This is a genomic window from Pseudonocardia sp. CA-107938 (genome assembly GCF_050936315.1).
In the GTDB taxonomy this organism is placed as follows: Bacteria; Actinomycetota; Actinomycetes; order Mycobacteriales; family Pseudonocardiaceae; genus Pseudonocardia.
In genome coordinates this window covers 2,338,705-2,356,447 of the sequence record NZ_JBNJNA010000001.1, presented here as the reverse complement: position 1 = coordinate 2,356,447, position 17,743 = coordinate 2,338,705, and the positions used below count along the sequence as shown (strand labels likewise).

Here is a 17,743-nt window from a genome sequence, read left to right as displayed (position 1 = left end):
GGTGTTCAGGCCCCCGCAGCGAGCTCGGCGGCCTTGTCGGCCGCGTTGTCCATGGTGTCCACCTGGGTGACGAGCGGGTGGTTCGCCTCGTCCAGGATCCGCCGCCCCTCGACGACGTTGTTGCCGTCCAGCCGCACGACCAGCGGCTTCGTGGCCGAGTCGCCCAGGATCTTCAGCGCCTCGACGATGCCGGTGGCGACCGCGTCGCACGCGGTGATGCCGCCGAAGACGTTGACGAACACGCTCTTGACGTCCGGGTCGCCGAGGATGACGTCGAGCCCGTCGGCCATGACCTGCGCCGACGCGCCGCCGCCGATGTCGAGGAAGTTGGCGGGCTTGACGCCGCCGTGCTTCTCGCCGGCGTAGGCGACCACGTCCAGGGTGGACATGACCAGGCCCGCGCCGTTGCCGATGATGCCGACCTGGCCGTCGTCGAGCTTGACGTAGTTGAGGCCCTTGGCCTTGGCCTTCGCCTCGAGCGGGTTCTCGGTGAGCTCGTCGACGAACGCGGCGTGCTCGGGGTGGCGGAAGTCGGCGTTGCCGTCGAGGGTGACCTTGCCGTCGAGCGCGACCACCTTGTCCTGCGGGTCGCGGACCAGCGGGTTCACCTCGACGAGGGTGGCGTCCTCGGCGACGAACGTCTCCCACAGCTTGACGATGACCTCGGCGGCCTGGTCGGCGACGGCGGCGGGGATCTTGCCGGCCGCGACGATCTCGTCGGCCTTCGCCTTGTCGACGCCCGTGATCGCGTCGATCGGGATGCGGGCCAGCGCGTCCGGGCGCTCGACGGCCAGCTGCTCGATCTCCATGCCGCCCTCGGCCGAGCACATGGCGAGGAACGTGCGGTTGGAGCGGTCCAGCAGGAAGGAGAAGTAGTACTCCTCCGCGATGTCGCTGGCCTCGGTGACCAGCACGCGGTGCACGGTGTGGCCCTTGATGTCGAGGCCGAGGATGGCGGTGGCCTTCTCACGCGCCTCGTCCGGCGTGGTGGCGAGCTTCACGCCACCGGCCTTGCCGCGGCCGCCCGTCTTCACCTGCGCCTTGACGACCACGGCGGTGCCGAGCTCGGCCGCCGCCGCGGCGGCGTCGTCGGCCGTCGACACCGTCTTGCCCGGCAGGACCGGGACTCCGTGTGCGGCGAAGAGCTCCTTCGCCTGGTACTCGTAGAGATCCACTGGCTCTCCCACTCCGCTGTGCACGCTGCTGTCGGGCCCGCAGGTCGCCGACCGGCCCGGCGACGCCCTTCCGGACGCTTCGCGACGACCCTAGCCATGCCCGTCGCACCCCTCCTGACCTGGGCCGGTGACCGTCATCACGGCCGCCGGGCGCTACCGACGGGTACCGCTCGCGACCCGGGCTTCAACAGCCGCTGCGCCACCCGGACCAGGCCACCCGGGCACGCCGGAGCAGTGACGTCGGTCACGTTCGACCACCGGTCGGAGCAGTGCGCGTGCAGTGCGTGTCCACCGCGTTCACCCGTACCGGTGAGGCGCCCGACGGAGATCACCCAGGTCCACGGGCCCCTTGCGGCCATCGTCACAGCGTGGTGGATCCGACAACCTTCGTCCTGTCGGCCCAACGGGGGCACCCGACACGCCGTACCCCTGGTTGCCGCGCGAGCGCCGCGCCCGCTACCTTCCCCGGGTCCGAGTCACGGACCGGTCACGGCTTGCGCGGACCCGACCCCGATCGGAACCGCGCGGGATCCCCAGCCCGCGACCGGTGCGCGCACCCGGGCACGCCGCCGGAACCCCCAGCCGGCGGTCACTGTCGAGAAGGGCCGGTCTTGGCGCGCCACCGCTCCCCCAGCGGCGCCGAGGCGGCAGACCCCGATCGCACGGCGAGATACCGCGTCGTGACGGTTCCGGAGGTGCGCCGCCTCCCGATGCCGCCTGCCCCGACGACCCCTACGCGGCCCACCCCGCCGCCCCCTGGGCGCGTCGCAGCGCCCACCTCGGCGCGCATCTCGGCGACCGACGCCACCATGCAGGTGCGCCGCCTCCCGCCGCCCGGTGCGCCCACCTCGGCCCGCGCCGCGACGCCGCAGGTCCGCCACCACCCTGCGCCCGGCACCCGCACCCCCGCCGCTGAGCTGCGCCGCCTGCCCCCGCCGCCGGTCTCGGCGATGCACGGGCGCGCCACCATGGCCGCCGTCGCCGCGGGCGCCGTCGTCGCCGCCGGTCAGACGTTCGCGAGTGCGTTCTTCCCCGCCGAGGAGTCGACGAGCGCGCTCCTGCCCGTCGCGGCGGTCTCGAACCTGAGCGAGAACGCCACCGGGGACAACGGCAGCGACGCACCGCAGTTCGCGGTCAACCCCACCGGCGGCGACCAGAAGGCCCAGCCCGCCGGCTGGCTCGACCCCGGCTCCGAGCTCGACATCAAGAGCCTCACCAAGGCCGCAGCGCTCGGCGAGCAGTACGCCCAGCAGTCGAAGATCATCAAGGCCGCCCTGGCCGGCGGCGCGTCGGAGGCGCACGTCGTCGACGGCGAGGCGTTCGTCCGGCCCGCGCTCGGCCGGCTCACCTCGCTCTTCGGCGCCCGCTGGGGCGTCACCCACTACGGCATCGACATCGCCAACGCCATCGGCACGCCGATCTACGCGCTCACCGACGGCGAGGTCGAGGAGGCCGGACCGGCCAGCGGGTTCGGGCTGTGGGTCGTGCTGCGCCACCCCGACGGCACCCGCAGCGTGTACGGGCACGTCAACCGCATGTTCGTGTCGGTCGGCCAGGAGATCAGGGCCGGCCAGAAGATCGCCGAGGTGGGCAACCGCGGCCAGTCCACCGGCCCGCACCTGCACCTCGAGATCTGGGACGAGGACGGCGCCAAGCTGAACCCGATCCCCTGGCTGGCCAAGCACGGGATCACGTTCCCGGGGCTGTGACCCGCAGCCGCCTCGTCGCCACCGCGACGAGTGCCAGCCCGCCCAGCGTGAGCGCGGCAGCGGCCGGATAGATGCTCTGCGGGCCGGCCGACGAGTCGACGAGCAGACCGCCCAGCAGCCCCGCGGCCGCAGCAGCGAGCTGGTAGCCGGACGCGTTGACCGCGACCGCCAGCGTCGGCGCCCCCGTGGCCGCCGCGAGCACGCGCGCCTGCATGCCCGGGACGACGGCGAAGGCCAGCGCGCCGAGCAGGACCACGACGATCGCGGCCGGCAGCGGCGCCGTGGCGAGCTTCCAGGCCGCGGCGAGCACCACCGCGAGCGCACCCAACAGGGCAGGCAGCGCCGCGCGCGGGTACCGGTCGAAGAACGCCCCGCCGGCGAGGCCGCCCGCGGTCGCCCCGATCCCGTACCCCAGGATGAGCGCCGGCAGCGCGCCGTCGGCGTGCCCCGCGACCCGGACCATCAGCGGCGCCAGGTAGCTGAACACCATCAGGACCCCCGCGTTGCCGACGGCGGTGACGGCCAGTGCCAGCAGGACCGGCGGCCGGACCAGCTCGCGCAGCTCGCCGCGGACCGACGCCCGGCGATCGTCGTCGGGCACCACCGACGTGCCGACGAGGACGGCCCCGATCGCACAGCCGACGGCGACGGCCGCGAACGTCGACCGCCAGCCCCACACGTCGGCGACGGCGGTGCCCAGCGGCGCCCCGACGATCATCGCCAGGTTCATGCCGAACGCCAGCCGAGCGACGGCGCTGCCGGCGCGGTCCGGCCGCGCCGACCGCACCGCGACGACGATCGCGTGCGCGAAGAACGTGCCGGTCGTCAGGCCGGCCGCCACCCGGGTCGCGAGCAGGACGGGGAACGTGGGAGCCAGTACGGCGGCGGCGTTGGCGAGCGCCGCCACGACGAGCAGCCCCACCATCAGCGGTTTCCGCGGCAGCCGCGCGGTCGCGGCGGTGACCAGCGGGCCGCCGACGATCATGCCGAGCGCGTAGGCGGTGACCAGCTGACCGGCCGCCCCCACGGTCGTGCCGACGCCCGCTGCGACGTCGGGGAGCAACCCGGCGACGACGAACTCGCCCGTCGTGACCGCGAAGACGCAGAACATCAGGATCATGGCGGCGACGCTAAAGTCTCACGTATACGTGAGGGTCAAGCCCGGGAGGCGCCGTGCGGATCGGTGAGCTGGCTCGGCGCACGGGGGTGAGCGTGCGCGCGCTGCGCTTCTACGAGGAGCGCGGCGTGCTGCAGCCGCGGCGCACCGCCAACGGCTACCGCGAGTTCGACCCGGCGGCCGTGCAGACCGTCGGGCACGTGCAGCTCCTGCTCTCGGCCGGCCTGCGGTTGGAGCTGATCGGGCAGATCCTCGCCTGCCTGGACGGCCCCGAACTGCTGCTCGCGGACTGCCGAGACCGGTTGCTGGTCGAACGCCGCCGGATGGCCGCGCAGCAGGCGAGCCTGGCCGCGGCGCAGGAGATCCTGGACGGCCTACTGGCCTGAGGCCGCGGCCCGCAGATCGATCTCCACCGGCCACGGCCGCTGCAGCCGCAGCACCCCGTCCGGGGCGTGCGCCAGCTCCACGAAGTGACCGCCGACCAGCTCGAACGCTGTGGCCGTCAGGTCCTCGACACCGCGGTGGAAGTCGACCCGGACGTAGAACGGGATGCCCGCCTCCGCGTAGTCGACGTGCTTCCACCTCGTGTCGTGCTCGAACACCCCCGGCGCAGTCACCTCGCAGACCAGAGCAACGTCGGACACCTCCGTCACGCGGGGATCCGGGCCGGGGCGGAGCAGCGTGACGTCGGGGATGCGGATGTGCGTGGGCCACAGCCGCACCCGCGCGCGGATCACCACGTCGACCCCGGCGGGCCGGGACCGGCCCAGTGCCTCGGCCACGCGCGCGACCAGCCGGTCGTGCTCGGGGCCGTCGGCAGGCTGGATGAGGAGCTGACCGTCGACGTGCTCGACCCGGGCCGGGGTGGCACCGATCGCGAGCACGTCGTCGTCGGTCCACTGCCGGGCCCGGACGATCGCCCCGAACACCGGGTCGACGTCGGTGTCGGCGCCCGGCCCCTCAGCCACGCGCGGCCGCCCGCAGGTCGATCTCCACCGGCCAAGGTCGCACGATGCGGAGCACACCGTCCGGCGCCGACGCATGCTCGACGTACCGACCGCCGACCAGTTCGTACGCCGTGGCCGTGAGGTCCTCCACTCCGAGGTGGAGATCTACGCGCAGGTAGAAGGGGATTCCAGCCTGCGCATACTGACCGTGCTTGATGATGCGGTCCTGACGGAAGTTGCTCCGGGACGTGATCTCGGCGACGACCAGGACGTCCGCGGCGCGCGCGAACTCGTCGCTGCCGCCCCGGCGGGCCACCACGACGTCCGGGATCCGCACGTTCGCGGAGTCCAGCTCGACGTTCAGCCCGGGGAACACCTCGAAGTCCTCGGGGCAGCCTCCGTCGAGCACCATGGTCAGACGTTTGACCAGCCGCTGATGCGGACGCATGGCGAGCGGGCTCACGAGAAGCGCCCCGTCGACCAGCTCGACCCGTTCGTCGGTCTCGCCCAGGCTGAAGTACGCGCGCGCAGCCCAGACACCGGAGTGGTGTTGCGCTGCTTCGGCAACCGTCTCGACCGACATGCCCGACCTCCCCCGCCGATTGTCACAGGCCTTTGACGGCTCCCGCGACCCCGCGGTTCCTACAACTTCTGCAGCGGCACCCCGCCGATGAGCATGAGCCGCACCCGGCCGTTGCTGCCGAAGTCGATGGTGACGGTGGCGCGCACGCCGGCGCCGTCGGACTCGACGACGGTGCCGAGGCCGTACTTGTCGTGGTTGACCCGGTCGCCCACCTCGAGGTGGATCGACGGGGCGAGGTTGGCCTTGGGCACGTTCCAGTCGCCGCGGTCGGTGGCGCCGGGCCGGCGGCCGAACCCGAACCGCCCGACGGGCGCGGAGCGCTCAGGGGCCGAGCGCCGCCACTCGATCAGCTCGTCGGGCACCTCGGCGAGGAACCGCGACGCGGGGTTGGCGCTGGGCTGCCCGAACGAGCTGCGCATCATCGCCCGCGAGAGGTACAGCCGCTCGCGGGCGCGCGTGATGCCCACGTAGGCAAGACGGCGCTCCTCGGCCAGCTCGGCCGGGTCGCCCATGGCCCGCATGTGCGGGAACACGCCGTCCTCCCAGCCGGTGAGGAACACGACGGGGAACTCCAGGCCCTTCGCGGTATGCAGGGTCATCAGGGTGACCATTCCGGCGTCGTCGTCGGGGATGGAGTCGGCGTCGGCGACCAGCGCCACCCGCTCCAGGAACGCGGCGAGCGAGCCCGGTGCTGGCACGCCGGGATCGGGCTGGCCGGCGTTGGGGTCGAACTCCGGCTCGACGGCGAGGTCGGCGACCGCGGCGTCGCCGGCGAACTCGCGCGCGACGGTGACGAGCTCGGCGAGGTTCTCCCGCCGCGACCCGTCCTGCGGGTCCTCGCTGGCCTCCAGCTCCTCGGCGTAGCCGCTGCGCGCGTAGATCGCCTCCAGGATCTCGGCGGTCTCCTCTCCGCGCTCCACCATCTCCGTGAGCTCGTCGATCATCTGCACGAACGCGGCGATGTTGCGCTGCGAGCGCGTGGCCAGGCCGGGCAGCCGCTCGGGCTGCTCGGCCGCGGTGCGCAGGGCGGCGGCGAACGAGATGCGCTCGCGGTCGGCGTAGGCGGCGACGGTCTCCTCGGCGCGCTCGCCGATGCCGCGCTTGGGCACGTTGAGGATGCGCCGCATGCTCACCGTGTCCTCGGGGTTGGACAGCACGCGCAGGTAGGCCAGCGCGTCGCGGATCTCCTTGCGCTCGTAGAAGCGCACCCCGCCGACGACCTTGTACGGCAGCCCGACCCGCAGGAACACGTCCTCGAAGACACGGGACTGCGAGTTGGTGCGGTAGAAGACCGCGACGTCGGAGTACCGGGCGCCCTGGTCGTGCAGCCGGTCGATCTCGCCGGCGACGAACGCGGCCTCGTCGTGCTCGTTGTCGGCGACGTAGCCGACGACCTTCTCGCCGTCGCCCTGGTCGGACCACAGCCGCTTGTCGCGCCGGCCGGGGTTCTTCGCGATCACCGCGTTCGCGGCGGAGAGGATCAGCTGCGTGGAGCGGTAGTTCTGCTCCAGCATGATCGTGCGCGCGTCGGGGAAGTCCTGCTCGAACTCGATGATGTTGCGGATGTTGGCGCCGCGGAACGCGTAGATCGACTGGTCGGAGTCGCCCACCACGCACAGCTCGCCGGGGTCGTCGTTCGGGGTTGCCGGGGCGACCAACTCGCGGACCAGCACGTACTGCGCGTGGTTGGTGTCCTGGTACTCGTCGACGAGGATGTGGCGGAACCGCCGCCGGTAGTACTCGGCCACCGCGGGCAGGCGCTGCAGCAGCGCCACCGTCTCCATGATCAGGTCGTCGAAGTCGAACGCGTTGGCCGTGCGCAGGCGCGCCTGGTAGACGCCGTAGACCTCGGCGACCTTGCGCTCGTAGGTGTTGGTGGCGCGCTCCGCGGCGTCCTCCGGGCCGAGCAGCTCGTTCTTGAGGTTGGAGATCTGCGCGGCGACCGCGCGCGGCGCGAACTTCTTCGGGTCGAGCTCCAGGTCGCGCGCCACCAGCCCGACGAGCCGACGGGTGTCGTCGGCGTCGTAGACGGAGAACGCCGAGCGCACCCCGAGGTGCGCCGCCTCGCGGCGCAGGATCCGCACGCACATCGAGTGGAACGTGGACACCCACATCGCGTTGGCCCGGCGGCCGACGAGCGCGTCGACCCGCTCCTTCATCTCGGCCGCGGCCTTGTTGGTGAAGGTGATCGACATGATCTCGCCGGGGTGCACGCCCCGCTCGGCCAGCAGCCAGGCGATGCGGCGGGTGAGGACGCTGGTCTTGCCCGACCCGGCGCCGGCCACGATGAGCAACGGCGACCCGGCGTGCACGACCGCCTCACGCTGGCGGGGGTTCAGCCCCTCCAGCAGCTTGGCCCCCCGTGCGGAGCGTGGCTGCACGGCTTCGGCGGGTAGTTCGAACAACGCACTCATGGTGTTCGAAAGGGTAGACCTGCGCCCTGACAGGAGAGACGTGTGGCAGACTGTTCGTGTGTTGCTGATCAGCCATCGATTTTTCTACGGGTACCGGATCCCGGTGCCCGTGGCCTGCTGACCAGCCCCCACGACGCCCCGGAGTCCACGGACCCGGGGCTCATCGCGCGTCTCGGGTCGGATCCACATCGACCTTGAGGAAGGCCATGAGCACCGTGACCGAGACCGCCCCCGAAGACACCGACATCCCGTCGGCAGAGGAGATCCCCGCGCTGCGGATGGAGATCGACCGCCTCGACGCCGCGATCCTCGACCTGATCAAGCAGCGCACGGCCGTGTCGCAGCGGATCGGCCGCGCGCGCATGGCGTCCGGTGGGCCGCGCATCGTCTACAGCCGGGAGATGGCCGTGCTGAACCGCTTCGCCGACCTCGGCGAGGCGGGCCGCGAGCTGGGCATGCTGCTGCTGCGGCTGGGCCGCGGCCGGCTCGGCGCCCGCTGACCCCGGGCGGCCCGGCTTCCGCCCCCCGCAGGCTCCGACGTGGCACTCTGGTCGGTGTGACGTGGATTATCGGCATCATCGCGGCAGTGGTGGCCGTTGCCGGCCTGCTGGTCGCCCTCGGGTACGTCGGCTACCTCGCCATGCTCAACAACGCGGCGAAGAAGCGCGGGCTCTCCGGTGGCGGTGCCGCCGATCTCGTCAGGTCGCGGTGGGCGGTCGCGGGCGGCGCGACGGCGGCGGCCGTGATCGGCCTGTTGATCACCGCGGGCGAGAGCGTGCCGGGGGACATCATCGGACTGCTCATCGCGGGCGGCGCCGGCCTCGTGGCGAAGCAGGGCCTCGACTCCACGCGCAAGCAGCTCCGCGGCGGGAACTGAGCTCTTCGTCACTCACTGCACACGCCACGACCCGATGCGCCATCCGGCCCATCGGGTCGTCGCAGGCGGTTCAACAATGATCTTTCGGCCCATTTCGACCCGGCGAACGGTCGGTCACCGGCGATGAATGGGAATGCTCCGACCGAGTGAACGTCGGCGAGCGGATGAATGGCACTTGGTGTGCCACTTCGGCATCCGGTAGACATTTGGCTGTTCGTTCACTCCAAGGGGGGACCGCAAAGGTGGCTCAGATGGCGTCTCAAGGTGAACCGCGCCGGGTTCCGGCAGGCTTGGTCACCGTGGCCGACCTCCTGAACCGCAACGCTCCGGCGCCGGCTCGCGAGGGATCGACGGCCGACGACGGTACACAGGTCGTCACGGTGCGTAGCCTGTTGCGGCGCGAGCGCGGTGGCGCACGCCCGGCCGGGTCGATCCCTGCGCAGGCCCGTCCGGTCGACGACGAGCAGCCCGCAGGCCCCGACCGCGGGGCGATCGTGCGCCGTGGCGCCGTCGCGGCCGGCGCACTGCTGGCCGCCGGCTCGGTGTTCGGTGCCGCCGCACTCACCGACGCCACCCTCACCAGCCCGCTCGGCACGGGCGACGGCAGCTACCCCGGCCAGGGCCGGCTCGACGGCGAGGTGCCGCCCGGCACCACCGTCATCGACGGCACCGCGCGGCCCGCCGCGCTCGACGCCGGCACCGCGCCGCCCCAGAACTGGACGCCCATCGCGTTCCCGAGCGCACTCGCGGCCGCTCCCGACGGCGTCGCCGGCAACGGCGTGACCGGCGGCAGCAGCACCCCGCCGCCCGCGAGCAACACCACTTCGCCCGCCGGCACGTCGGGCGGTGGCGACAGCAGCTCGTCCGGCGGTGGTCTCGGCGGCGCGGTCAGCGACACCAGCAAGAGCCTCGGCGGGACCGTCCGGGAGACCACCGAGGACCTCCCGGTCCTGGGTCCGGTCGGCGGCGCCGTCGGCGACCTCGTCGACACCGGCGGATCGGCGGTGGGCGGGGTCGTCAGCGGCCTCGGCAAGACGGTGAAGGACGCGCCGAAGACCCTGAAGTCGGCCACCGCGCCGCTCACCGACGCCCTCCCGGCCACCAAGCCGGTCACGGACCTGCTGTTCGGCGCAGCCGACACCCTCACCTCGTCCGCTCCCCGCTCCTCCGACGACGAGGATTCCTCCGACGGCGACAAGCACCAGCGCGCGTCGGAGGAATCCTCCTCGTCGAAGTCGAAGGGCCTGCTCGGATCGCTGCTCGGCGGCGTCACGGGCAGCTCCGAGAAGTCGGGTGGCCGGCACGCCAAGGCGGAGAGCAGCGAGTCCGACTCGGACGACGACTCCGACCGCCACGCGTCCCGCTCGGACGACGGTGGCGATGACGGTGACGGCGACCACGACTCCGGCGACGACTCCGGCGACGGCGGCTCCGACCGCTCCGGCGACGACTCACGATCCGGCGGCGACTCCGGCGGCCTCGTCGGCGCCGTCACCGGCCTCGCCGGCGGCCTGCTCGGCGGCTGACCGCCGTCAGACCAGCCTGCGGTCCGACGCCCAGCGCGACAGCTCGTAGCGGTTCGACATCTGCGTCTTGCGCAGCACGCTCGACACGTGCGTCTCGACCGTCTTCACCGAGATGAACAGCTCGCCCGCGATCTCCTTGTAGGCGTAGCCGCGCGCCAGCAGCCGCAGCACGTCCCGCTCGCGCGGGGTCAGCATGTCCAGCTCGGGGTCGGTGTGCGGGGCGGCGCCGGGCCGGTCGGAGAACACGTCCAGCACGAACCCGGCCAGCCGCGGTGAGAACACCGCGTCGCCCGAGTGCACCCGGCGCACGGCGTCGGCCAGCTCCCGGCCGGAGATCGTCTTCGTGACGTAGCCGCGGGCGCCGGCCCGGATCACCGCGATGACGTCCTCGGCGGCGTCGGACACCGACAGGGCCAGGAACACGACGTCCGGTAGCTCCGGGCGGATCCGCCGCAGCACCTCGGCGCCGCCGCCGTCGGGCATGTGCACGTCGAGCAGCACCACGGCCGGGCGCAGGTGCCGGATCGCCGCCACCGCCTCGTCGACCGAACCCGCCTCGCCCACCACGGTGACGTCGGGGACGGCGCGCTCCAGCTCCGCCCGGACACCGGACCGGAAGAGCCCGTGGTCGTCGACGAGGAACACAGTGATCGGGTCCTGCTCGCTGGTCTCCGCGGTCATGCCTGCTCCTCGTCGTGCTTCTCGTCCACCGGCATCCGCAGGTGCACCTCCGTGCCGTCGCCGGGGCCGGTGCGCAGCCGGACGGAACCGCCGTGGCGCTCCATCCTGCCGTGTACCGAGTCGGCCAGCCCGTGCCGGTCCGCCGGCACCGCGTCCGGGTCGAACCCGACCCCGCGGTCGCGCACGAACACGTTGACCTCGGCCGGTTCCATCTCCACGTACACGCTGATCTCGTCGGCGCCGGAGTGCTTCGCAGCGTTCACCATCGCCTCGCGCGAGGCCAGCAGGAGCGCGCGCAGCCCGTCGTCGAGCGGCCGGTCGCCCCCGACGACGACCGGCCGCACGTCCTTCGCGTACGTGTCCTCCACCTCGGCGGCCGCCTTCGTGAGGGCATCGGTGAAGCCGCTGTCGAGCGCGGGATCGGTGCCGCTGCGCCGGCCGTACCCGGTGGGGCCGTACAGCCAGGTCCGCAGCTCGCGCTCCTGCCCGCGGGCCAGCCGCAGCACCTCGCGCGGCTGGTCGGACTGGCGCTGGATCAGCGCCAGCGTCTGCAGCACGGAGTCGTGCAGGTGCGCGGCGATCTCCGCGCGCTCGGCCTCGACGATGCGTTCCCGGCGCTCCTCGCCCAGGTCACGCATGAGCCGCAGCCACCACGGCACCGTGATCACCGCGACGCCGGCGAGGGTGGCCACCACGGCCAGCACCGCGAACTGCAGCTGCCCCATCTCGACGTTGGCCAGCAGGAACACCGCGATCCCGACCGCGACGAACGCCGCGCCCGCGATCACCCGCGCCATCGTGGAGGCGCTGGTCTGCCGCGCGCCCTGCGTCCAGCGCCTGCGCTGCGACTCGTCGGCCTCGCGCCACACCACGGCCGCACCGATGGCCGCGACGCCGAGCGGGCCGACCACCCACCCGATCACCGGGCTGCCGGCGGCCGAACCGGCGAGCGCGACCGCGATGCCCAGCGCGGCGAGGCCGAGCGCCTGCTGCCGCTCCGACCGCGGCACGTCGCGCTCGACGTCGGCCTGCTCCTGCCGCACGAACATCCACAACAGGCCGTACGCGACGAGGCCGGCCCCGTTGACGACGGCGAGCAGCGCGAACGCCACCCGCACCCACAGCACCCGGACGCCGAGGTGGTCGGCGATGCCACCGGCCACCCCGGCCACGAACCGCCCGCTGCGGTGGCGCAGCAGCGGCGGCGCCGTGGACGGGCGCACAGGAAGGGGTGTCGCGGTCACGCAGCAATCGTCACACGGGTTCCGGCCCGGGGGTATCGGGGGAAACCTCGGGGTGGACTCGGGGGCACCCCCCATGGTGGGTGGGCGCCCCCGCGAGCAATCTGAGTGCCATGAAGACCACCGACGTCCCCGGAACGTTCCGGGACATGTGGGAGACCCGCCCCTCCCGGCCGCGGGACGACCGGATGGTCGCCGGCGTCGCCTCGGGCATCGCCCGCCGCTACGACATCGATCCGACCCTCGTCCGCGTGGGGTTCGCCGTCGCCGCCTTCACCGGCATCGGCGCGCTGCTCTACCTCGCGTGCTGGATCACCTTCCCGGACACGCCCGCCGACCCGACGGCACCGAAGACGAAGCACCACCCGCTCGTCGTCGCGGCCGCGGTGATCGCGATCTGCTTCGGCATCGCCGGGCTCTTCGACAACCTCGGCAAGCTGGTGCTGCCGGTGCTCGCCGTCGCCGCGCTGCTCTTCCTGCTGCACACCAACCGCAGCGAGCGCGGACCCGTCGGCCCGCGGCCCGCGCCGGACCCGGAGGCACCGACGACGGCCGGCCCGTCACTGGTCAAGGACCTGCCGGGGATGCCGCCGCAGCCCGCTCCGCCGTCGTGGGACCCGCTGGGCGCCGCGCCGTTCGCGTGGGACCTGCCCGAGCCGTCCCCGGTGGAGCCGCCACCGCCGGCCCCGCGCCGGGCGCCCGTCACCGCGGTCACCCTCGGTGCCGCGCTCCTGGCCGCCGGCGTCACCGCCGCGATCATGCTGCTGACCGGCACGCTCAGCTTCGTCACCGCGCCCACCGTGCTGGGAGTCGCGCTGGCCGTGCTCGGTTCCGGGCTGGTCGTCGGCAGCTTCCTGCGCGCCGGACGGGGCATCATCCCGTTCGCCGTGCTGCTCTCCCTCGTCACGTGGGGGACGCTCGCGACGCCGGACGCGGTCCGTGGCAGCGAGTTCGGTGACCTCGACATCTCGCCGGCCACAGCCGCCCAGATCCAGCCGAGCTACGTCCGTGCCGGCGGCGACATCAAGCTCGACATCCGACGCCTCGACCTCTCCGTGCCGCCCGGCGCGCCCGTCACACCGGTGCAGACGAAGCTCAGCACCGGAGCCGGCAGCATCAAGGTCATCGTCCCGGCGAACGCCGACGTGACCTTCAGCGGCCACACCGGCATCGGCGAGGTCAGCTTCGTCGGACGCCAGTCCGACGACGGGCCGGGCTCCGGCATGAACATCACCGACCTCGGCGCCGACGGCGTCGCGTCGGGCCGACCGATCGTGATCGACGCCCAGACGGGCGCCGGAGATGTGGAGGTGGAGCGTGACTGAGATGGACGCGACCGCGACGACGGAACCCGCCCGTTCCCGGCGCGGACCCGACCCCGTCGCCCTGCTCGTCGGGCTGCTGACGCTCGGCATGGCGCTCGCCGCGCTCGTCGGCAAGCTGCCGGACCTCTCCGGCTTCGACCCGCGCTGGCTGCTCGCCGGTGGTGCCGCGTTCGTCGGACTGATCCTGCTGGTCGGGAGCCTGCGGGGGCGGCGCCGGACCTGACACAGCGCGCCGCCGCGCTGGGGAGCGGTGGCGGCGCGCAGGCCGCGCTGGGGAGCAGCGGCCACGGGGAAGCGGAACCCCGCCGGGTCACCGGCGGGGTTCCGCCGCGTCCGGGGGCTTCGGGGCTACTCCCACTCGATCGTGCCCGGGGGCTTGCTCGTCACGTCCAGGACGACGCGGTTGACCTCGGCCACCTCGTTGGTGATGCGGGTGGAGATGCGTTCCAGCACCTCGTACGGGAGACGGGTCCAGTCGGCGGTCATCGCGTCCTCGCTGGACACGGGCCGCAGGACGATGGGGTGCCCGTAGGTGCGGCCGTCGCCCTGGACGCCGACGCTGCGGACGTCGGCCAGCAGCACGACGGGGCACTGCCAGATCTCGGCGTCGAGGCCGGCGACGGTGAGCTCCTCGCGGGCGATGGCGTCGGCGGCGCGGAGGGTCTCCAGCCGGTCATGGGTGACCTCGCCGATGATGCGGATGCCCAGGCCGGGGCCGGGGAACGGCTGGCGCTGCACGATCTCGGCGGGCAGCCCGAGCTCGGCGCCGACCTTGCGCACCTCGTCCTTGAACAGCGCGCGCAGCGGCTCGACCAGGGCGAACTCCAGGTCGTCCGGCAGGCCGCCGACGTTGTGGTGGCTCTTGATCGTGGCGGTGCCGGTGCCGCCGCCGGACTCGACGACGTCGGGGTAGAGCGTGCCCTGCACCAGGAACCCGACCGGCTCACCGGCGGCCACCTCGGCGGTGGCCGTCTCGAACGCCCGGATGAACTCCCGGCCGATGATCTTGCGCTTCTGCTCGGGATCGGTGACGCCGGCCAGCGCGTCGAGGAACCGGTCGGTCTCGTGCGCGGTGTGCAGCTTGGCGCCCGTGGCGGCGACGAAGTCGCGCTCCACCTGCTCGCGCTCGCCGGCCCGCAGCAGGCCGTGGTCGACGAACACGCAGGTCAGCCGGTCACCGATGGCGCGCTGGACGAGTGCCGCGGCGACCGCTGAGTCGACGCCGCCGGACAGCCCGCAGATCGCCCGCCCGTCACCGACCTGGGCGCGGATCGCGGCCACGGTGTCGTCGATGATGGAGGCGGTGGTCCAGCTCGGGGTGATGCCGGCGACGTCGTGCAGGAAGCGGCGCAGCACCTCCTGGCCGTGCGGCGAGTGCCCGACCTCCGGGTGGTACTGCACGCCGGCCAGCCGCCGCTCGACGTCCTCGAAGGCCGCGACCTCGACCCGTCCCGACTTCGCCGTGACCGTGAACCCGTCGGGCGCGCGCACGACGGAGTCGCCGTGGCTCATCCACACCGGGTGGGTGGCCGGCAGGCCGTCGTGCAGCGTGCCGGGCTCGGTGACGGTGAGCTCGGTGCGCCCGTACTCGCGGGTGCCGTCGTGAGCCACCTCGCCGCCGAGCGCGCGGGCCATGGCCTGGAAGCCGTAGCAGAGGCCGAGCACCGGGATGCCGGTCTCGAACAGCGCAGCGTCGACGGCCGGCGCGCCGTCCGCGTACACGCTGGCGGGGCCGCCGGAGAGGATCAGCGCAGCGGGCTTGCGCGCCACGATCTCCGCGACCGGCGTGCTGGACGGCACGATCTCGGAGTACACCTGGGCCTCACGGACGCGCCGGGCGATGAGCTGGGCGTACTGGGCCCCGTAGTCGACGACGAGCACGAGAGGGGTGTCCACGCGCCCAGCCTAGGCCGACCGCCCACGCACACCGTCGTGTGCTCACGCACACGTCAGGACGTGTGCGCGGGCACCCCACGGTGTGCGTGGGCCCAGAAGGCGCGCAGCCTCGCCGCCGTCTGCTCGGGAGCCGTCAGCGGCCACCAGTGGTCCACGCCCTCCAGGACCGCCACCTCGGCGCCGGCCCGGGCCGCGCTGCGGCGGCGCATCGCCATGTCGCCCACCCCGCCGTCCTCCGTCGGCAGGATCGCCAGCCCCGGACGGGCGGCCGCGCGCTCCAACCCCGCACCCAGCCGCTCGAGCGCCGGCTGGGCTGCCGACCGGTAGAGGCCCAGCACGCACCGCCCCAGCGCCGCGTCGCAGCCGGGGGCGAGCACCTCGGCCACCGGCCGCGGGATGCCGAACGACGCCAGCAGCTCGATGCGGCCGGGCACGTCGAGGCTGGTCAGCGAGTCGACGGACGCCTCGCCGTCGCCCGGGGTCTGCCACACCTGCGCGAGCGGGTGCCACACGTAGCCGGGGTCGAACCAGCCGACGACGTCGGCCGCCCACGTGCGCAGCAGGTCGGGCCGCGTCATCGCCACGTTCACGACGTGCGCGGCACCGAAGTCGTGCCCGACGAGGTCGACGGACTCGCCGAGCGCCTCCAGCTCGGCGACGAGCCACGACCGGTACTCCTCCACCGACGCGCCCCACCCGTCCGGCACGGGCGCGCCGAAGCCGGGCGGGGACAGCCGTACGACCGGCGCGTCGAGCATCGCGACCACGCGATCCCAGATCGCGGTCGTCTCCGGGACCCCGTGCACGAGCGCGATCACCGCAGGTGCCCCTTCAGCCACTCGACGGCCAGCGCGTCGACTCGGGCCGCCCCCGGCAGCTGCGGCGCCGGCTCGAACCCGGGCGCCTCGGCGAGGTCGTGGCCCTGCTCCGGCACCACGGCCAGATCCACGCCGGGCAGCCGGTCGCGCAGTGCCTCCGCCGGCCGCACGAAGCCCTCCGCATCGTCGTCCGCGCCGACGACGAGGCGCAGCGGCACGCCGGCCAGCTCGTCGGCCCTGGCGACGAAGTCGAGCTCGGCCACCATGGCGAGGGTCTCCTCGTCCCACGGGTACTCGACGCCGAAGTGCCGGCCCGTGGCGTCCGTGGACGCCTTCAGGTTCGTGATCGGGCTGACGCCGACGGCCGCCGCGGGACGGAAGCCGTTCGCGATCGTCAGCAGCATCGCCGCGGAGCCGGCCGAGCCGCCGACCAGCCCGACGGGTGCGTCGGCGGCGAAGCCGAGCTGCTCGCGCAGTGCCGCGAACGCGGCCGGGAACTCCGCGGCCGCGTCGTGCGGGATCGGGTACTGCAGGTGCCGCACCGCGTCCTCGTAGCCCAGCCGCATCACCTCGTCGTAGCCGCCTTCGGGCAGCCGGGCGCCGCTCAGCGGCAGGCCGAGGTAGATCTTCCAGGCGTCCAGCCCGGCCAGCGGGATCGCCGCCGCGAAGGCCTCCGGCGTGCACGGCGGGCTGAGCAGGTGCCAGGCGATCACCACCGGCGCGGTCGCGCGCTGGGCGGGCGGCTCCGCCACGTACGGAACCCCTGCCGCGATGCCCTGGATCAACGTCGTCCCGTTCACTGCTGCCTCCTCGTCGAACTGTACGGTGTCCAGTTTAATTGGACATGGTACAGTTCGTCAAGTGATGGCCCGTGGCCCCGGCACCCGCGCCGGCCTGACCCGCGCCGCGGTCCTCGACGCGGCCCGCACCCTCCTCGCCGAGGACGGTCTGCCCGCGCTCACCATGCGCGCGCTGGCCCGCCGGCTCGACGTCGCGCCCAACGCGCTCTACAGCCACGTCGCCGACAAGACCGAGCTGGTCGACGCGCTGCTCGACGACCACCTCGCCGCCGTGCACGACCCCACAGCCGCGGCCGCGGACCCCATCGACGCCCTCGCCGCGCTGATGACCTCGACGTTCGACGTGCTGGTCACCGCGCCCGACCTCGTGCCGCTCTACCTGGACCGCCGCGGCGCCCGCGGCGACAACGCCGTGCGGTTGGGGGTCACGATGGACGCGCTGCTGACCCGCGCCGGGGTGGCCACCGACGCGATCCCGACGGCCCGCGGCAACCTGATCGTGCACGCCATCGGCTCGGCGGCCTTCGCGACCGCGGACGGGCCGCCGTCGAGCGCGTCCGGCCGCGACTCCTTCGTCGCCGGGCTGGGGTGGCTGCTCGCCGGCATCGTGCGAAGCTGATCCTCCGTGGACGAG

The 17,743-nt window shown here is 73.4% G+C and carries 18 protein-coding genes; 8 read left to right on the top strand and 10 right to left on the bottom strand.

Going from position 1 to position 17,743, the window contains the following annotated elements; translation table 11 throughout:
• Nucleotides 1–5: 5 nt before the first annotated feature.
• Nucleotides 6–1,175: an ADP-forming succinate--CoA ligase subunit beta gene (gene sucC, locus ACQEVB_RS11910; RefSeq protein WP_432968984.1), complete on the bottom strand. Its 1,170-nt coding sequence runs from the start codon at nt 1,173–1,175 to the stop codon at nt 6–8.
• 680 nt (nt 1,176–1,855) lie between these two features.
• Here sucC and ACQEVB_RS11905 point away from each other — a divergent pair.
• Nucleotides 1,856–2,884 carry a M23 family metallopeptidase gene (locus tag ACQEVB_RS11905; RefSeq protein WP_432968981.1) on the top strand — a complete coding sequence of 343 codons (1,029 nt, stop codon included), beginning with the start codon at nt 1,856–1,858 and terminating at the stop codon, nt 2,882–2,884.
• Here the strand turns inward: ACQEVB_RS11905 and ACQEVB_RS11900 are convergent.
• Nucleotides 2,865–4,004 (bottom strand): MFS transporter, encoded by a 1,140-nt coding sequence (locus ACQEVB_RS11900; RefSeq protein ID WP_432968978.1) that lies wholly within the window; start codon nt 4,002–4,004, stop codon nt 2,865–2,867. The two genes, ACQEVB_RS11905 and ACQEVB_RS11900, sit on opposite strands and share 20 nt — an antisense overlap.
• Nucleotides 4,005–4,057: 53 nt before the next feature.
• Here ACQEVB_RS11900 and ACQEVB_RS11895 point away from each other — a divergent pair, with 53 nt between their 5' ends.
• Nucleotides 4,058–4,387 carry a MerR family transcriptional regulator gene (locus ACQEVB_RS11895; protein ID WP_432968975.1) on the top strand — a complete coding sequence of 110 codons (330 nt, stop codon included), beginning with the start codon at nt 4,058–4,060 and terminating at the stop codon, nt 4,385–4,387.
• Here the strand turns inward: ACQEVB_RS11895 and ACQEVB_RS11890 are convergent.
• The 3 genes from ACQEVB_RS11890 to pcrA are packed head-to-tail and all read right to left on the bottom strand — an operon-like array spanning nt 4,376 to nt 7,945.
• Nucleotides 4,376–4,969, bottom strand: a complete 594-nt coding sequence (locus ACQEVB_RS11890; RefSeq protein WP_432968972.1) for a Uma2 family endonuclease — start codon at nt 4,967–4,969, stop codon at nt 4,376–4,378. The genes ACQEVB_RS11895 and ACQEVB_RS11890 overlap by 12 nt on opposite strands.
• Complete coding sequence (locus tag ACQEVB_RS11885; protein ID WP_432968969.1) at nt 4,962–5,531, bottom strand: Uma2 family endonuclease; 570 nt, start codon at nt 5,529–5,531, stop codon at nt 4,962–4,964. The genes ACQEVB_RS11890 and ACQEVB_RS11885 overlap by 8 nt, the downstream gene beginning before the upstream one ends.
• A gap of 59 nt (nt 5,532–5,590) precedes the next feature.
• Nucleotides 5,591–7,945 (bottom strand): DNA helicase PcrA, encoded by a 2,355-nt coding sequence (gene pcrA / locus ACQEVB_RS11880; protein ID WP_432968966.1) that lies wholly within the window; start codon nt 7,943–7,945, stop codon nt 5,591–5,593.
• A gap of 206 nt (nt 7,946–8,151) precedes the next feature.
• Here pcrA and ACQEVB_RS11875 point away from each other — a divergent pair, with 206 nt between their 5' ends.
• The 3 genes from ACQEVB_RS11875 to ACQEVB_RS11865 all read left to right on the top strand — a co-directional run bounded on the left by ACQEVB_RS11875 (nt 8,152) and on the right by ACQEVB_RS11865 (nt 10,348).
• Complete coding sequence (locus ACQEVB_RS11875; RefSeq protein ID WP_432968963.1) at nt 8,152–8,445, top strand: chorismate mutase; 294 nt, start codon at nt 8,152–8,154, stop codon at nt 8,443–8,445.
• Between the two features lie 56 nt (nt 8,446–8,501).
• Nucleotides 8,502–8,822 carry a hypothetical protein gene (locus tag ACQEVB_RS11870; RefSeq protein WP_432968960.1) on the top strand — a complete coding sequence of 107 codons (321 nt, stop codon included), beginning with the start codon at nt 8,502–8,504 and terminating at the stop codon, nt 8,820–8,822.
• A gap of 380 nt (nt 8,823–9,202) precedes the next feature.
• Entirely contained in the window at nt 9,203–10,348 is a 1,146-nt protein-coding gene (locus ACQEVB_RS11865) for a hypothetical protein (RefSeq protein ID WP_432968957.1), read from the top strand.
• 6 nt (nt 10,349–10,354) lie between these two features.
• Here ACQEVB_RS11865 and ACQEVB_RS11860 read toward each other — a convergent pair whose 3' ends face one another.
• Both ACQEVB_RS11860 and ACQEVB_RS11855 read right to left on the bottom strand, forming a co-directional pair.
• A complete protein-coding gene (locus tag ACQEVB_RS11860) occupies nt 10,355–11,029 on the bottom strand; it encodes a response regulator (RefSeq protein ID WP_432968954.1) in 675 nt (224 codons plus the stop codon).
• Nucleotides 11,026–12,348 carry a PspC domain-containing protein gene (locus tag ACQEVB_RS11855; protein ID WP_432968951.1) on the bottom strand — a complete coding sequence of 441 codons (1,323 nt, stop codon included), beginning with the start codon at nt 12,346–12,348 and terminating at the stop codon, nt 11,026–11,028. The genes ACQEVB_RS11860 and ACQEVB_RS11855 overlap by 4 nt, the downstream gene beginning before the upstream one ends.
• A 35-nt stretch (nt 12,349–12,383) precedes the next feature.
• On the opposite strand from ACQEVB_RS11855, the gene ACQEVB_RS11850 reads away from it, so the two are divergent.
• Complete coding sequence (locus ACQEVB_RS11850) at nt 12,384–13,595, top strand: PspC domain-containing protein (protein ID WP_432968948.1); 1,212 nt, start codon at nt 12,384–12,386, stop codon at nt 13,593–13,595.
• Nucleotides 13,588–13,818, top strand: a complete 231-nt coding sequence (locus tag ACQEVB_RS11845) for a hypothetical protein (protein ID WP_432968945.1) — start codon at nt 13,588–13,590, stop codon at nt 13,816–13,818. The genes ACQEVB_RS11850 and ACQEVB_RS11845 overlap by 8 nt, the downstream gene beginning before the upstream one ends.
• Before the next feature lie 125 nt (nt 13,819–13,943).
• On the opposite strand, the gene guaA is transcribed toward ACQEVB_RS11845, so the two are convergent.
• The 3 genes from guaA to ACQEVB_RS11830 are packed head-to-tail and all read right to left on the bottom strand — an operon-like array spanning nt 13,944 to nt 17,109.
• The gene (guaA, locus tag ACQEVB_RS11840) at nt 13,944–15,491 is read right to left on the bottom strand and encodes a glutamine-hydrolyzing GMP synthase (RefSeq protein ID WP_432968942.1); all 1,548 of its coding nucleotides are present in this window, start codon (nt 15,489–15,491) and stop codon (nt 13,944–13,946) included.
• A 53-nt stretch (nt 15,492–15,544) separates the two neighbouring features.
• Nucleotides 15,545–16,309, bottom strand: coding sequence for an alpha/beta fold hydrolase (locus ACQEVB_RS11835; RefSeq protein ID WP_432968939.1), 765 nt, complete (start codon nt 16,307–16,309; stop codon nt 15,545–15,547).
• Nucleotides 16,306–17,109 (bottom strand): alpha/beta hydrolase family protein, encoded by an 804-nt coding sequence (locus tag ACQEVB_RS11830; protein WP_432968936.1) that lies wholly within the window; start codon nt 17,107–17,109, stop codon nt 16,306–16,308. The genes ACQEVB_RS11835 and ACQEVB_RS11830 overlap by 4 nt, the downstream gene beginning before the upstream one ends.
• Before the next feature lie 64 nt (nt 17,110–17,173).
• On the opposite strand from ACQEVB_RS11830, the gene ACQEVB_RS11825 reads away from it, so the two are divergent.
• Nucleotides 17,174–17,728, top strand: coding sequence for a TetR/AcrR family transcriptional regulator (locus ACQEVB_RS11825; protein WP_432968933.1), 555 nt, complete (start codon nt 17,174–17,176; stop codon nt 17,726–17,728).
• Nucleotides 17,729–17,743 lie beyond the last annotated feature (15 nt).

Bases quoted from the DNA above. Each gene is read 5' to 3' on its own strand.
- ACQEVB_RS11900 (WP_432968978.1), bottom strand. From the start codon at position 4,004: ATGATCCTGATGTTCTGCGTCTTCGCGGTCACGACGGGCGAGTTCGTC.
- ACQEVB_RS11885 (WP_432968969.1), bottom strand. From the start codon at position 5,531: ATGTCGGTCGAGACGGTTGCCGAAGCAGCGCAACACCACTCCGGTGTC.
- pcrA (WP_432968966.1), bottom strand. From the start codon at position 7,945: ATGAGTGCGTTGTTCGAACTACCCGCCGAAGCCGTGCAGCCACGCTCC.
- ACQEVB_RS11875 (WP_432968963.1), top strand. From the start codon at position 8,152: ATGAGCACCGTGACCGAGACCGCCCCCGAAGACACCGACATCCCGTCG.
- ACQEVB_RS11860 (WP_432968954.1), bottom strand. From the start codon at position 11,029: ATGACCGCGGAGACCAGCGAGCAGGACCCGATCACTGTGTTCCTCGTC.
- ACQEVB_RS11855 (WP_432968951.1), bottom strand. From the start codon at position 12,348: ATGGGGGGTGCCCCCGAGTCCACCCCGAGGTTTCCCCCGATACCCCCG.
- ACQEVB_RS11850 (WP_432968948.1), top strand. From the start codon at position 12,384: ATGAAGACCACCGACGTCCCCGGAACGTTCCGGGACATGTGGGAGACC.
- ACQEVB_RS11825 (WP_432968933.1), top strand. From the start codon at position 17,174: ATGGCCCGTGGCCCCGGCACCCGCGCCGGCCTGACCCGCGCCGCGGTC.